Here is a 14,350-nt window from a genome sequence, read left to right as displayed (position 1 = left end):
AAATGTCCTGCTCAAGGGCCGGATATAAAACTGCAGCCTATCTGTCTACCAACTCACGAAATTGCTTGGCAAACGGGAGGCGTCCATATAAAGAAGCACGGCAAAAGCCACTTCGGCTACAAACTGCACGCCAGCGTGGACAAGCGCTACAAGCTCATACGCAAGCTCGCTGTCACGCACGCCGCCGTGGCCGACACCACGATCTTCGAGCAATTGCTCGATCCCGGCAACACCAGCCGCGACGTGTACGCCGACCGGGGTTATCCCAGCATCGAGAGAGAAGCCAAGCTGAAGCAAGCCGGATGGCGTGTTCATATCCAGCGCCGGGGCCATGCCACCAAAGGCATCTCCGAAGCGCAGAAGCGGCGCAACCGCCGCATTGCCACACCGCGCGCTCGCGTCGAGCATGTGTTCGGCGCCTTGGTGCAAATGGGCGGCAAGCTGGTGCGCTGTACGGGCATTGTGCGTGCCAGTTTTGCGTTACATCTGAAAGCGGCCAGCTATAACCTGAAGCGCCTGGTATTCCTGAAAGAGCGGGGATTGGCGCCGTTTTGAGCCTCAAAGCCGAGGCATCTCGGCTGCATCATCGCTATATCGAACACCGCGCCGCCGCCAGCTGCGTGCCGCCTGCAATCGCTGAATACAGGCGATGCCAAGTTGCCTGAGGGTTTCATCATTCAATCTCGCCTGATCTGCGCGCCGACTCATTTTGAACTGGCGTTCGGAAACCAGAAACGCGGCGATGATCGCAAGTATGGAGCCGATCGCCTGCACCCAAGCGGCCCAGTCTTGCCTTCCCATTGCCGACCAAGACACAGCGTGATAGCCGCCCAAAGCTACGGCTGCCGCGCAGGTCATCGCTACCCATTTTTCGAACCAAGTCATTTGTGTTGGATTGTCAAATGGAAATTTGACCATGAAGCGCGCGCCTATAAAGCCCAGCATCAAGCGACTAACTCGCGGTTTCTCCAGAAGGCGCCAATGCTTGGCACCGGCATCCCTTCCCTGCAGGCACACCAGCGGCAACCGCCAGCGCGCAGGGCGGGGCGGAAGTCGAGACGCTGCACACGATGCCTAGCCGCTCCCAGCGCTGGGGCTTGCCGACCGCCGGCGGCCCGGCGGGCTTGATCGCTGCGCAGCTCACCTACTGGTATTACGAGTTGCGCGACTGGATGCGGCAGTAGTTCGGGGATGGAAGTTGTGGCGGGGATTCGGCCGGTCTGATGCCGGATGGCAAGCCGTCTGGCCAAGCGGAATGCACGCCGCTCTGTTGTTTTTGGGCATTGTTTGAGATTTGTCAAACCTTACGGTAGAGCACGCTATAAGCTGAACATGTGATCGCGGCGGATAAGCAGCCGGCGCATGGAACGGGGCGAATGCGAGGAGACGCGCGCGGGAGAATCCGGCCGGTCACGGTTTACCACTGCCACTGGCCAGGACTTGGCCGCAAACCAGTCGGGCGCCGCGTGTAAGCGGTGTGCTGCGCGAAAGCCAAACCGACCGCACGGGGACGCTGTAACCGTGCATCAAACATCGCGGGCGTCGCCGGCAGGGGCATCTCCCTTCACCAGGCGCGCGTGGGCGCAATACCCGCTGCCCGCTTCAGGTTGGCACGCTTGGCTGAGTGGTCAAAAGCACCGGGCTGCATCCCCGGGCGGTATACGCTGGTTCGAATCCAGCAGCGTGCTCCATCACACCGCCCCGGGCCCCGGCCGCCGGCCGCCGGCCGCGGGCCCCGCGGGCCGGCGGCGCTCCGCCGTCGCCTTCGCGATCCGCCTCGCCGCCTGGCCCGGCCTCCGGCTTCGTCCGCCCAAGCTGACGCCCCGCCCGCAGAGTGGTAAAATGTCCGGTTACTGAATTCACCGCTTTAAGGGCCACCAGAGTGTTATCAACCGCAAACATCACGATGCAATTCGGCGCCAAGCCGCTGTTCGAAAACATTTCCGTCAAGTTCGGCGACGGCAACCGCTACGGCCTGATCGGCGCCAACGGCTGCGGCAAGTCGACCTTCATGAAGATCCTGGGCGGCGACCTGGAACCGTCGGCCGGCAACGTGTCGCTGGACTTGAACGAGCGCCTGGGCAAGCTGCGCCAGGACCAGTTCGCCTATGAGGAGATGCGCGTGCTGGACGTGGTCATGATGGGCCACACCGAGATGTGGGACGCGATGCAGAAGCGCGACGCGATCTACGCCAACCCCGACGCCACCGACGACGACTACATGCATGCCGCCGAACTGGAAGGCAAGGTCTCCGAATACGACGGCTACACGGCCGAATCGCGCGCCGGCGAACTGCTGCTGGGCGCCGGTGTCGAGATCGAACTGCACCAGGGCCCGATGAGCGCCGTGGCGCCGGGCTGGAAGCTGCGCGTGCTGCTGGCGCAGGCGCTGTTCTCGAATCCGGACATCCTGCTGCTCGACGAGCCGACCAACAATCTGGACATCAACACCATCCGCTGGCTGGAGGACGTGCTGAACGAGCGCAACTCCACCATGATCATCATTTCCCACGATCGCCACTTCCTGAACCAGGTGTGCACCCACGTGGCGGACATGGACTACGGCACGCTGAAGATCTATCCGGGCAACTACGACGAGTACATGCTGGCCTCCACCCAGGCCCGCAACCAGCAGCTGGCCAACAACGCCAAGGCGAAAGAGAAGGTCGCCGAGCTGCAGGAGTTCGTGCGCCGCTTCTCGGCCAACAAGTCCAAGGCCCGCCAGGCCACGTCCCGCGCCAAGATGATCGACAAGATCAAGATCGAGGACATGAAGCCGTCCTCGCGCGCCTATCCCTTCGTGCGTTTCGAGGGCGAGAAGAAGCTGCACCGCCTGGCCGTGGAAACCGAGAACCTGTCGAAGAAATACGACCGCCAGCTGTTCAAGAACTTCAGCATCATGGTCGAGGCGGGCGAGCGCATCGCCATCATCGGCGCCAACGGCGCCGGCAAGACCACGCTGCTGCGCTGCATCGGCGGCGAGGACATCACCGGCCTGAACGCGGACTTCGGCACCGTGAAGTGGGCCGAGAACGCCAACGTCGGCTACATGCCGCAGGATCCGACCGAGGAATTCGCCTCCGACACCACGCTGACCGACTGGATGGGCAAGTGGACCAAGGAAGGCGACGACGACCAGGCCGTGCGCTCCATCCTGGGCCGCCTGCTGTTCGGCGGCGACGAGGTGAAGAAGTCCGTGCGCGTGCTGTCGGGCGGCGAGAAGGGCCGCATGATGTACGGCAAGCTGATGCTGGGCCGCCACAACGTGCTGCTGCTGGACGAGCCGACCAACCACATGGACATGGAATCGATCGAGTCCCTGAACATCGCGCTGGACAAATACGCCGGCACGCTGATCTTCGTGTCGCACGACCGTGAATTCGTGTCCTCGCTGGCGAACCGCATCATCGAGATCAAGGAAAACGAGATCGTCGACTACAGCGGCAACTACGAAGAATACCTGGCCAGCCAGGGCATCAACTAGAGCCCACCATGGAACAGACCATAGCGATCAAGCCAATCGAGTACGAACACCCCAGCGAGGGCGGCAGCTGCGTGGCCCACGCCTGGGCCCGTACCCCGGCCACTCCCAGCCCCGAGCAGCGCGCGGAACTGATCGCGCGCATCAAGCGGCTGCTGAAAGAGCGCGAAGCCGTGCTCGTGGCCCACTATTACGTCGACGCCGACCTGCAGGACCTGGCCGAGGAGACCGGCGGCTGCGTGTCGGACTCGCTGGAAATGGCCCGTTTCGGCCGCGACCATCCCGCCAAGACCCTGGTGGTGGCCGGCGTGCGCTTCATGGGCGAAACCGCCAAGATCCTCAGCCCGGACAAGACCATCCTGATGCCGGACCTGGACGCGACCTGCTCGCTGGACCTGGGCTGCCCTGCCGACGAGTTCACCGCCTTCTGCGACGCCCATCCGGACCGCACCGTCGTGGTCTACGCCAACACCAGCGCCGCCGTGAAGGCGCGCGCCGACTGGATGGTGACCTCGTCGATCGGCCTGGACATCGTCAAGCACCTGCACGAGCAGGGCAAGAAGATCCTGTGGGCGCCGGACAAGCACCTGGGCGGCTACATCCAGAAGGAGACCGGCGCGGACATGCTGCTGTGGCAGGGTTCCTGCCTGGTGCACGACGAATTCAAAGGCGTGGAACTGGACCTGCTGAAGGCCGAGTACCCGAACGCCAAGGTGCTGGTGCACCCCGAGTCGCCCGCCAACGTGGTGGCGCAGGCCGACGTGGTCGGCTCCACCTCGCAGATGATCGCCGCAGCCGTCAACATGGACGCGGACACCTTCATCGTCGCCACCGACAACGGCATCCTGCACAAGATGCGCACCGCGGCGCCGGGCAAGACCTTCATCGAGGCGCCCACCGCCGGCAACAGCGCCACCTGCAAGAGCTGCGCGCACTGCCCGTGGATGGCCATGAACGGCCTGCAAAACCTGGCCGAGGTGCTCGAGAACATGGGCAACGAGATCCACGTCGATCCGGAGATCGGCAAGCTGGCCGTGAAGTCCATCAACCGAATGCTGGACTTCGCCGCCGCGAAGAAGGCCAAGGTCGCGCCCGGCGCGGACCTGGCCCGGGAAGCGAAACTGTTCAAGGGGATCGGTCCGGCATGAGTACACTGGTCAACCGTTACGCCCCTTTCGACGATGAGCTGAAGGGCGCTTTCGAACGCAATCTGCTGGCCGCGCTGCACGAGGACATCGGCACCGGCGACCTCACCGGCCAGCTGGTGCCGGCCGACGGCCATTCCGTGGCCCGCGTGATCGTGCGCGAGGACGCGGTGCTGTGCGGCGCGCCCTGGTTCGAGGGCGCGATGATGGGCGTCTCCAGCGCCATCGACATCGACTGGCATTACGCCGAGGGCGACATGATGAAGGCCGACACGGTGGTCTGCACCCTGGAAGGCCCGTCGCGCGCACTGCTCACCGGCGAGCGCTCGGCGCTGAACTTCCTGCAGCTGCTGTCCGGCGTCGCCACCGCCACGCGCCGCTACGTGCGGGTGGTGGAGGGCACCAAGGCCAAGATCCTGGACACCCGCAAGACGCTGCCGGGCATGCGCCTGGCGCAGAAATACGCGGTGCGCGTGGGCGGCGGCGTCAACCAGCGCCTGGCTCTGTACGACGGCATCCTGATCAAGGAAAACCACATCGCGGCGGCGGGCGGCATCACCGCGGCGATGGTGGCGGCCAAGCGCGTGAGCGCCGACGTCACGATCCAGGTGGAAGTGGAGAACCTGGTGGAGCTGGAGGAGGCGCTGGCGGCGGGCGCCACCTCCATCCTGCTCGACAACTTCGACCTCGACGCCATGCGCGCGGCGGTCCAGCTGAACGCGGGGCGGGCCCTGCTCGAAGGCTCGGGCGGCGTCAACCTCGACACCGTGCGCGGCATCGCCGAGACGGGCGTGGACCGCATCTCCATCGGCAGCCTCACCAAAGACATCCGCGCGGTCGATTACTCGCTGCGCATCGTCGGCTAATCCCCCCGGTCAAACCAGCCTCGTGCCCGTCCCCATGGACGGGCACGCATCCCGTCTTCTCGTCCCTACACAAACGCGCTATGATGTGACGGTCGCGTCCCCGTGCCCGAATTCGCCTGAACCGCAGGAGAACCGCATGCGTTACCGGACCACCCCGCAACCGCAAGTCCACAGTGCGAGCGCCGCAATTGGCCGCCGCTGATCCCAAGCCTCGCCTCGCGCGCCTCAGCCTGCGCGGCCGGCTGAACGCCGCCATCGCCGTCGTGGCTATCCCCATGCTAGTTGTCGCCTTGCTGTGCGTGGGCCTGCACTGGTATGTCACCGCCGCGTGGAACAAGCTGCTGGCGCAGGACCAGCACACCGTCGAACTGGCGCTGCGCAGCCGCGCCGCGCTGGGCGCGGTCAACGAGGCGGCAGCGCCTCCGGCGCTGCTGACGGAGATCCGGCGCAATATGCGCGACATCGCCGTCATCAGCGGCGACGCCAGCGTGCGCCGCGCGGCGCAGGACGCGAGCCTGCAAATACTCGCGCGCGAAAACGGCCAGACCGGCGCGGCCGCGCCGCCGCTGGCGCCCTTGCTGGGCACCTTGAGCGCCGCCGCCGAGGACGCGGCCAGCCGCCAGTACGCGCGCATCGCCACGCTGGAGAAGATCGCGCTGGCCGTGCTGTCGCTGGCGCCCCTGCTGGCGGCGGCGGCCGGCGTGGCGCTGGCGCGCCGCATCAGCCGCAGCGTGGACGGCACGCTGCGCGACTGCATCGCCTTCGCCGGGGACATCGCCGCCGGCAATTTCCGCCATGGCGGCGCCCACGCCCGGCCCGGCGCGTGGGCCAGGCAGATGGAGGCGCCGGCCGACGCGCCCAGCGAATTCGACAGCCTGGTGCGCAATATGAACCGGATCGCCGAGGAGACCCGCACCGCCGCCGAGCGCGAGATCGAGCAGATCGCCAGGCTGGAAAGGGTGGACCGCTCGTGGAACCTGCTGTCGGCGTGCAGCCAGTCGCTGGTCAAGGCCGGCGACGAGACGGCGCTGCTGGAGGCGATCTGCGGCCACCTGGCCGATCTCGGCGGCTACCGCATGGCCTGGGTCGGCTATGCGCGCGACGACGAGGAGCAGACCGTGGAAGCGGTGGCGCACGCCGGCACCGACCGCGACTACCTGTCCGGGCTGCGTTTGAGCTGGGGCGCGGACGTGAAGACGCAGGGCGGTTTCGGCACCGCCATCCATCAGCGCCGCACGCTGGTGTGCAAGCAGCTGGCGGACGACCTGGTCTTCTCCGCGTGGCGCAGCATCGCCTTCCCGCACGGGGTGCAGGGCTGCATCGCCCTGCCGCTGCTCGAGGACGGCCGCGCCTTCGGGGTGCTGGGCATCTACACCGCCGACCCGCGCGTGTTCACCGAGGAGGAGCTCAAGCTGCTGCAGAACCTGAGCGAGGACCTGGCCTTCGGCATCGTCAGCCGGCGCCAGGTCGCGCAGCGCCAGCACGCCGAGGAGCAACTGGCGCACCACGTCAACTACGACAGCCTGACCGGCCTGGCCAACCTGCACACGCTGCAAGGGCATCTGGCGCAGCAGCTGGACCAGGCCACCCGCGCGCGCAAGAAGGTGGCGGCGCTGCACGTGGACCTGGACCGCTTCCGCGACGTCAACGACACGCTGGGCCGCGCAGCCGGCGACGGCATGCTGGTGCAGGTGGCGCAGCGCCTGGTGCAGGCGGCGGGACCCGACGCCCACGTGGCGCGCATAGGCGGCGACGAGTTCATGGTGGTGCTGGGCAGCGTGAGCGGCACCGGGCAGGCGGCGGAGGCGGCCACGCGCGTCGCGGCCGCGCTGTCCGAGCCGCTGTCCGACGCGACGCCGACATTGAAGCCGCTGGCCTCCATCGGCATCAGCCTGTATCCGGACGACAGCCCGGACGCGGCGGCGCTGCTGCGCAACGCGGATTTCGCGATGCAGGACGCGAAGCGGCAGGGCGGCAACGCCTACCGCTTCTACGCGGCGGACCAGAACGCCCGCCTGGCGGCGCGCTTCGTGATGGAGTCCGAACTGGGCGGCGCGCTGGAGCGGGGCGAGATGGTCATGCACTACCAACCCCAGTGCAGCCTGCTCAACGGCGTCATCACGGGCGCCGAGGCGCTGATGCGCTGGAACCACCCCAAGCGCGGCACCGTGGCGCCGATGGAGTTCATCCGCGTGGCCGAGGAGACCGGGCTGGTGCTGCCGCTGGGCGCCTGGGCCATCGACAACGTGTGCGCCCAGCTGCGCGCCTGGCGCGACGCCGGGCTGACCGTGCCGACGGTGTCGGTCAACCTGTCCGCGCGCCAGTTCCAGCAGGAGGGCCTGGTGGAGACGGTGCGCCGGGCGCTGGACGACAACGGCATCCCCGGCAAGGCGCTGGAGCTGGAGATCACCGAGAGCGCGGTGATGCGCAATGTGGACGAGGCCATCGCCACCCTGGCCAAGCTCAAGGAGCTGGGCGTGCGCATCGCGCTGGACGATTTCGGCACCGGTTATTCGTCGCTGAACTACCTGAAGCGCTTCCCCATCGACCACCTCAAGATCGACCAGTCCTTCGTGCGCGACGTGGCCACGTCGCCGGACGACGCGGTGATCTGCAACGCCATCATCGGCCTGGCGCACAACCTGCACGTGGCGGTGATCGCCGAAGGGGTGGAGACGGCGGAGCAGATGACGTTCCTGCGGCGGCGCCAGTGCGACGCCATGCAGGGCTTCCTGTTCAGCCGCGCGGTGTCGGCGGAGGCCTTCGCGCAGTTGCTGTCGTCGCAGAAGACGCTGCCGCTGCCGGACGAGGGCAAGACGCAGCACACGGTGCTGCTGCTGGACGACGAGCCGAACATCGTGCGCGCGCTGAACCGCGCGCTGCGGCCGGACGGCTACAAGATCCTGGCCGCCACCAGCGCGGCGGACGCGTTCAAGCTGCTGGCGCTGAATACGGTCCACGTGGTGGTGTCCGACCAGCGCATGCCGGAAATGACGGGGACGGAGTTCCTGTCGCGGGTCAAGCTGATGTACCCGGACACCACGCGCATCATCCTGTCCGGCTACGCGGACCTGGAGTCGGTGATCGAGGCGATCAACCACGGCGCGGTCTACCGCTTCTTCACCAAGCCGTGGGACGACGAGCAGCTGCGGGCCTGCGTGGCGGACGCGGTCCGCAACGCCACCACCCGCCCCGAATGAGCGGAAATCACGCGCGGCTCGCCGATGGGGACTCGCCGAACAGCTTGCGGTAGTCGCTGGAGAACTGGCTGAAGCTGCCGAAGCCCCAGTCCGCCGCCACCGCGCCTATCGGCCGCGGGCGCGCGCCCGGGTCCAGCAACTGGCGCCGCACGCCGTTCAGCCGCAGCCGCCGCAGGTACAGCGTCGGGCTCATGCCCAGCACGTCCTCGAAACAGTACTGCAAGGTGCGGCGGCTCACGTGCGCCTGCGCGCACAGTTCCGGCACCGTCAGCGGCCGGTCGCGGTGCGCCAGGATGTAGTCGCGCACCCTGGCCACCACCCGCCGGCGGCGTTGAAAACTCAGCGCCGCCGCCGGCTCCACGCCGCTGCGGTCCAGCACGCCGAGCAGGGCGGCCAGCAGGCCGTCCTCGCCGCCCGCCGGAAGCGCGCGTTCGGGGCCCTGGCAAAGGGCCAGCGCCGAGGCGATCGCCCGCACGCACGCCAGGCGCTCGTCCGGATCCACACGCAGCACCTCGGCCGACCGCAAACCGTCCCAGTCCACGCCGCAACCGCTGCGCAGCGCCGCCCGCGCCAGCGTCTCCCGGCAGACCACGATGCCGTGGATGGCGTGGCGGCTGGGGGTCAGCAGCTCGAATTCGCCGCCGCCCGGGCGGACCATGACGCAGCCATCCTCCATCGGCCGCCCATTGATGCGGGTGCCGTCGCCATGGTCCGGAAAGCCGAACCACAGGGCGCCCGGCCGCACCGTGCAGGACTGGCGCACCGACTGGCTGATCTCTTCCCTGAACACCTGGGTGCGCGGCATGCGCAGCTCCGTCAGCGCGCCGCGGAAACTGCCCGCCGTCATCTGGTCGTAGCACTGCTCCCAGTCCGTCAGGTTGCGCGCCAGCTCGTCCGCGTCGCGTGTCAACACGGTGCGAAAGGCCGCGCCGGTGCGCGAAACTGGACCAGTGTCCATCGTCGTTGTCACATTCTGGTGCATGCCGCATCCCCCTTGAAACCAAGCTTTCAACATTGCCGATTTTCGATAACGCTGGCCCAAACGCGGCTCCTATACTCAAGTCCAGCAACATTCATACCAGATTCATCCCAACAAAAAGGATCGGACCATCATGAACGCGAACAAAGCCGCCGGCGCAGCGCCGGCGCTCAAGCAAACCCTCGGCACCTTCCAGCTATGGGGCATCGCCGTCGGCCTGGTGATCTCCGGCGAGTACTTCGGCTGGAGCTATGGCTGGGCCTCGGCCGGCACGCTGGGCTTCACCGTCACCGCCATCTTCGTCGCGGCGATGTACACCACCTTCATCTTCAGCTTCACCGAGCTGACCACCTCCATCCCGCACGCCGGCGGCCCGTTCGCCTACAGCAAGCGCGCCTTCGGCCCGGTGGGCGGCTACATCGCCGGCGCGGCCACGCTGATCGAGTTCGTGTTCGCGCCGCCCGCCATCGCGCTCGCCATCGGCGCCTACCTGAATGTGCAGTACCCCTCGCTCGACCCCAAGCTGGCGGCGCTGGGCGCCTATCTCATCTTCATGAGTCTGAACATCGTCGGCGTGCAGGTCGCCGCCACGCTCGAGCTGATGCTGGCGCTGCTGGCGATCTTCGAACTGCTGGTGTTCATGGGCGTGGTCGCGCCGGGCTTCGAGATCGCCAATTTCACCAAGGGCGGATGGTCCGGCCAGGACGGCTTCAGCCTGGCGGCCATCCCCGGCATGTTCGCGGCGATCCCGTTCGCGATCTGGTTCTTCCTCGCCATCGAGGGCGTGGCCATGGCGGCCGAGGAGGCCAAGGACCCGCGCCGCTCCATCCCCATCGCCTACGTGACCGGCATCCTGACGCTGGTGGCGCTGGCCATCGGCGTGATGCTGTTCGCCGGCGGCGCGGGCGACTGGACGCGGCTGGCCAATATCAACGACCCGCTGCCGCAGGCCATGAAGATGATCGTCGGCGATAACAGCGGCTGGTTGCACATGCTGGTGTGGCTGGGATTGTTCGGCCTGGTGGCGTCCTTCCACGGCATCATCCTCGGCTACTCCCGCCAGATCTTCGCGCTGGCCCGCGAAGGCTATCTGCCGCATTACTTCGCCAAGATCCACCCGCGCTTCAACACGCCGCACCGCGCCGTGCTGGCCGGCGGCGCGGTCGGCATCGCCGCCATCTACAGCGATGAGCTGATCAAGATCGGCGGCCAGACGCTGACGGCCAACATCGTCACCATGTCGGTGTTCGGCGCCATCACCATGTACATCATCAGCATGCTGGCCCTGTTCAAGCTGCGCCGCGGCGAGCCGCGCATGGCGCGTCCCTTCATGGCGCCGATGTATCCATGGTTCCCGCTGTTCGCGCTGGCCGGCGCCGTGGTTTGCCTGGTGACGATGGTGTACTACAACTTCCTGGTGGCGCTGATCTTCGCGGGCCTGTTGCTGGCCGGCTACGGCATCTTCCACCTGACCCGCGGCAGCCGCGCCAAGCTGGCCGCCTACGACGCCGTTTAAATAACAAGGAACCGCATGAACATCTCCAAAACCACCACCTGCGCGCTGCTGGCCTGCGCGCTGCCAGCCCTGGCGCACGCCCAGGAGGCCGCCGCCCCGGCCTGGACGCAGACCGGCAACGTCGCGCTGCTGTCCGACTACGTGTTCCGGGGCGTGACCCAAACCCAGGGCAAGCCCACCGTGCAGGCCACGCTGGACTTCGGCCACGCCAGCGGCGCCTATCTCGGCGTGTTCGGCTCGGGCGTGTCGCACGCGGCCTACAACAACGGCAACGGCTCCGAGATCGACCTGTACGGCGGCTACCGCCATGCGCTGGACCAGCAAAGCAATATCGACGCCGGCGTGGTCACGTACTGGTATCCGGGCGCCGAATACCGGGCGGGCGGACAAACGATCAAATACCACACCCAGGATGTAAAATTGGGCTGGAACCATGGCGCCTTCAATGTCTACGGCTGGCTTACGGTGAGCAGGCGCTGGTTCGGCTACGCCGTCGATCCCTACAGCGGCGGCGTGTCCAGCACGCGCGGCTCGACGTATTTCGAGGCCAATTGGAATCCGGAGCTGGCGCCGGGGCTGGTGTTGAACCTGCACGCGGGAACGCAGCGCGTGCGCAAACTCGGCGTCTACAACTTCGTCGACGTCAAAGCCGGGGTCACCAAGACCTGGGACAACTGGGCCTTGTCGGCCGCCGCCATCTACAACGACGGCAAGGTGAGGGATGGCGCGGTGCCGCTGTGGATCTTCTTCGACGCCGACGGCACGGGCAAGAAAGTGGTTGGCAAGCGTTTGCAGGCGAGCCTGACGCGCAGCTTCTGAACCAGGTTCCAACACGGAGACAGACTATGCAGCAGTTCACCCACATGGTCGGCAGCCGGACCTACGGCTTCCGCGACCTGAAGGACCTGATGGCCAAGGCCACGCCGGCGCGCTCGGGCGACAACCTGGCGGGGGTGGCGGCCGCCAGCGCCGAGGAAAGGGTGGCCGCCCAGATGACCCTGGCCGCGCTGCCGCTGTCCACCTTCCTCAACGAGGCGCTGATCCCCTACGAAAGCGACGAGGTCACGCGGCTCATCATCGACAGCCACGACGCGCCGGCCTTCGCCGTCTTGCGCCATCTGACGGTGGGCGATTTCCGCAACTGGCTGCTCAGCGACGACGCCGACGAGGCCGCGCTGGCGGCGGCCTCGCCCGGCATCACGCCGGAAATGGCCGCCGCCGTGTCCAAGATCATGCGCATCCAGGACTTGATCCTGGTGGCGAAGAAATGCCGCGTGGTGACGGCCTTCCGCAACACCATCGGCCTGAAGGACCGGCTGTCCACGCGCCTGCAGCCCAACCACCCGACCGACGACGCCTCCGGCATCGCCGCCAGCGTGCTCGATGGCCTGCTGTACGGCAGCGGCGACGCCGTCATCGGCATCAACCCGGCCACGGACAACGTGCCGCAGGTGATACGCATCGTCGGCATGCTGGACGAGATCATCGCGCGCTACGGCATACCGACCCAGTCCTGCGTGCTCACGCACGTGACCAACACCATCGCGGCCATCGAGCGCGGCGCGCCGGTGGACCTGGTGTTCCAGTCCATCGCCGGAACGGAGGCGGCCAACGCCAGCTTCGGCGTCAACCTGGCGCTGCTGGCGGAGGCGCAACAGGCCGCGCTGTCGCTGGGCCGCGGCACGGTGGGCAACAACGTGATGTATTTCGAGACGGGGCAGGGCAGCGCGCTGTCGGCCAACGGCCACCACGGCCTGGACCAGCAAACCTGCGAGGCGCGCGCCTACGCGGTGGCGCGGCGCTTCCAGCCGCTGCTGGTGAACACGGTGGTGGGCTTCATCGGCCCCGAATACCTGTACGACGGCAAGCAGATCATCCGCGCCGGACTGGAGGACCATTTCTGCGCCAAGCTGCTGGGCCTGCCCATGGGCTGCGACGTGTGCTACACCAACCACGCGGAGGCGGACCAGAACGACATGGACGTGCTGCTCACGTTGCTGGGCGCCGCCGGCTGCACCTTCGTGATGGGCATACCGGGATCGGACGACATCATGCTCAATTACCAGACCACGTCCTTCCACGACGCGCTGTACGCGCGCCGCGTGCTGGGACTGAAGCCCGCGCCCGAATTCGAGGCGTGGCTGAAGGACATGCGGATATTCACGGCGGACGACTACATCACCCTGGGCCAGGCGGTGCCGGCGCCGTTCCAGGCGGCGCTGCCGCGGCTGGCATGAGGGAGCGGGGAACATGAGCGCACCCAAGAATCCCGTGACCGGCAATCCCTGGCACACGCTGCGCCAGTTCACGGCGGCCCGCATCGGGCTGGGACGCGCCGGCGTCAGCCAGCCGACCGCGCCGCAGCTTGAATTCCAGCTGGCCCACGCGCAGGCGCGGGACGCCGTGCATTTGGCGCTGGACGCCGAGGCCCTGGCCCGGGCGCTGGCCGAGGGCATGGCCTGGCCGGAAGACGTTTCGGACGCCGCGCCCTTGCTGTTGCACAGCGCCGCCGAAAGCCGCGCCGTCTACTTGCAGCGGCCGGACCTGGGCCGCAAGCTGGACCCGGCGTCGCGCGCGGCGCTGCTGGCCCGGCGGCCCGCGCCGCGGCAGTGGGATCTGGCCTTCGTCATCGCCGACGGCCTGTCCGCGCTGGCCATCGAGCGGAACGCGCCGCCCTTCATGCGGGAGCTGACGCGGCGCCTGGCGGAGGAGGACTGGCGTATCGCCCCCATCGCCATCGTCAGGCAGGGGCGGGTGGCGGTCGGGGACGAGGTGGGCGAACTGCTGGGCGCGCAGGCGGTGGTGGTGCTGATCGGCGAACGCCCCGGCCTCAGTTCGCCCGACAGCATGGGACTTTACCTGACGTGGCAGCCGCGCGCCGGGCTGACCGACGCCAGCCGCAATTGCATCTCCAACGTGCGGCCGGCGGGGCTGCCTTACGGGGAGGCTGCGTACAAGCTGCACTACCTGCTGTCCGAGGCGCGCAGGCGCGGGCTGTCCGGCGTCGAGTTGAAGGACGAGACGGGCGCGCCGGAAGGCATCGCGCGGCGGGACGGGCCGCGCTTCCTGCTGTAGGCCCTGAAGACAAAAAAGCCGCCGGTCGAAACCGGCGGCTTGGAAAGTGGCGGCGCACGCAAGGGAGCGGCGCGCCGCCTACAGGGAA

11 protein-coding genes and 1 tRNA gene are annotated in these 14,350 nt (G+C 67.4%); 10 read left to right on the top strand and 2 right to left on the bottom strand.

Annotated elements, in window-relative coordinates; all coding sequences use genetic code 11:
- Positions 1–555: transposase (locus tag BM436_RS29220; protein ID WP_143133352.1), on the top strand; the 555-nt coding region annotated here is incomplete at its 5' end.
- Between the two features lie 3 nt (positions 556–558).
- Here the strand turns inward: BM436_RS29220 and BM436_RS36515 are convergent.
- Positions 559–918 carry a hypothetical protein gene (locus BM436_RS36515; protein ID WP_143133351.1) on the bottom strand — a complete coding sequence of 120 codons (360 nt, stop codon included), beginning with the start codon at positions 916–918 and terminating at the stop codon, positions 559–561.
- Positions 919–1,610: 692 nt separating this feature from the next.
- On the opposite strand from BM436_RS36515, the gene BM436_RS29215 reads away from it, so the two are divergent.
- From BM436_RS29215 to BM436_RS29195, 5 genes are all read left to right on the top strand, one after another.
- A tRNA-Cys gene (locus tag BM436_RS29215) sits at positions 1,611–1,691 on the top strand.
- Positions 1,692–1,882: 191 nt separating this feature from the next.
- Entirely contained in the window at positions 1,883–3,484 is a 1,602-nt protein-coding gene (locus tag BM436_RS29210) for an ABC-F family ATPase (RefSeq protein WP_093559425.1), read from the top strand.
- 8 nt (positions 3,485–3,492) lie between these two features.
- Positions 3,493–4,629, top strand: coding sequence for a quinolinate synthase NadA (nadA, locus tag BM436_RS29205; protein ID WP_093559423.1), 1,137 nt, complete (start codon positions 3,493–3,495; stop codon positions 4,627–4,629).
- A complete protein-coding gene (gene nadC, locus BM436_RS29200) occupies positions 4,626–5,492 on the top strand; it encodes a carboxylating nicotinate-nucleotide diphosphorylase (RefSeq protein ID WP_093559421.1) in 867 nt (288 codons plus the stop codon). Before nadA ends, nadC begins: the two co-directional genes overlap by 4 nt.
- 275 nt (positions 5,493–5,767) lie before the next feature.
- On the top strand, positions 5,768–8,692 hold the full coding sequence (locus BM436_RS29195) for an EAL domain-containing protein (protein ID WP_143133350.1): 2,925 nt from the start codon (positions 5,768–5,770) through the stop codon (positions 8,690–8,692).
- A 7-nt stretch (positions 8,693–8,699) separates the two neighbouring features.
- On the opposite strand, the gene BM436_RS29190 is transcribed toward BM436_RS29195, so the two are convergent.
- Positions 8,700–9,650 carry a helix-turn-helix domain-containing protein gene (locus BM436_RS29190; protein ID WP_093559417.1) on the bottom strand — a complete coding sequence of 317 codons (951 nt, stop codon included), beginning with the start codon at positions 9,648–9,650 and terminating at the stop codon, positions 8,700–8,702.
- 154 nt (positions 9,651–9,804) lie between these two features.
- On the opposite strand from BM436_RS29190, the gene eat reads away from it, so the two are divergent.
- Genes eat through eutC form a run of 4 tightly spaced genes read left to right on the top strand, consistent with a single transcriptional unit; the run spans position 9,805 to position 14,262 of the window.
- Positions 9,805–11,187, top strand: a complete 1,383-nt coding sequence (eat, locus tag BM436_RS29185) for an ethanolamine permease (protein ID WP_093559415.1) — start codon at positions 9,805–9,807, stop codon at positions 11,185–11,187.
- 15 nt (positions 11,188–11,202) lie between these two features.
- Positions 11,203–12,006 (top strand): TorF family putative porin, encoded by an 804-nt coding sequence (locus BM436_RS29180; protein ID WP_093559413.1) that lies wholly within the window; start codon positions 11,203–11,205, stop codon positions 12,004–12,006.
- Positions 12,007–12,032: 26 nt separating this feature from the next.
- On the top strand, positions 12,033–13,424 hold the full coding sequence (locus BM436_RS29175) for an ethanolamine ammonia-lyase subunit EutB (RefSeq protein WP_093559411.1): 1,392 nt from the start codon (positions 12,033–12,035) through the stop codon (positions 13,422–13,424).
- A 13-nt stretch (positions 13,425–13,437) separates the two neighbouring features.
- The gene (gene eutC, locus BM436_RS29170) at positions 13,438–14,262 is read left to right on the top strand and encodes an ethanolamine ammonia-lyase subunit EutC (RefSeq protein ID WP_093559409.1); all 825 of its coding nucleotides are present in this window, start codon (positions 13,438–13,440) and stop codon (positions 14,260–14,262) included.
- Positions 14,263–14,350 lie beyond the last annotated feature (88 nt).

Source organism: Pseudoduganella namucuonensis (assembly GCF_900116645.1).
GTDB classification, from domain to species: Bacteria; Pseudomonadota; Gammaproteobacteria; order Burkholderiales; family Burkholderiaceae_D; genus Rugamonas; species Rugamonas namucuonensis.
The sequence above is the reverse complement of the archived record's forward strand: the minus strand, read 5'-3'. Positions and strand labels throughout refer to the sequence as shown.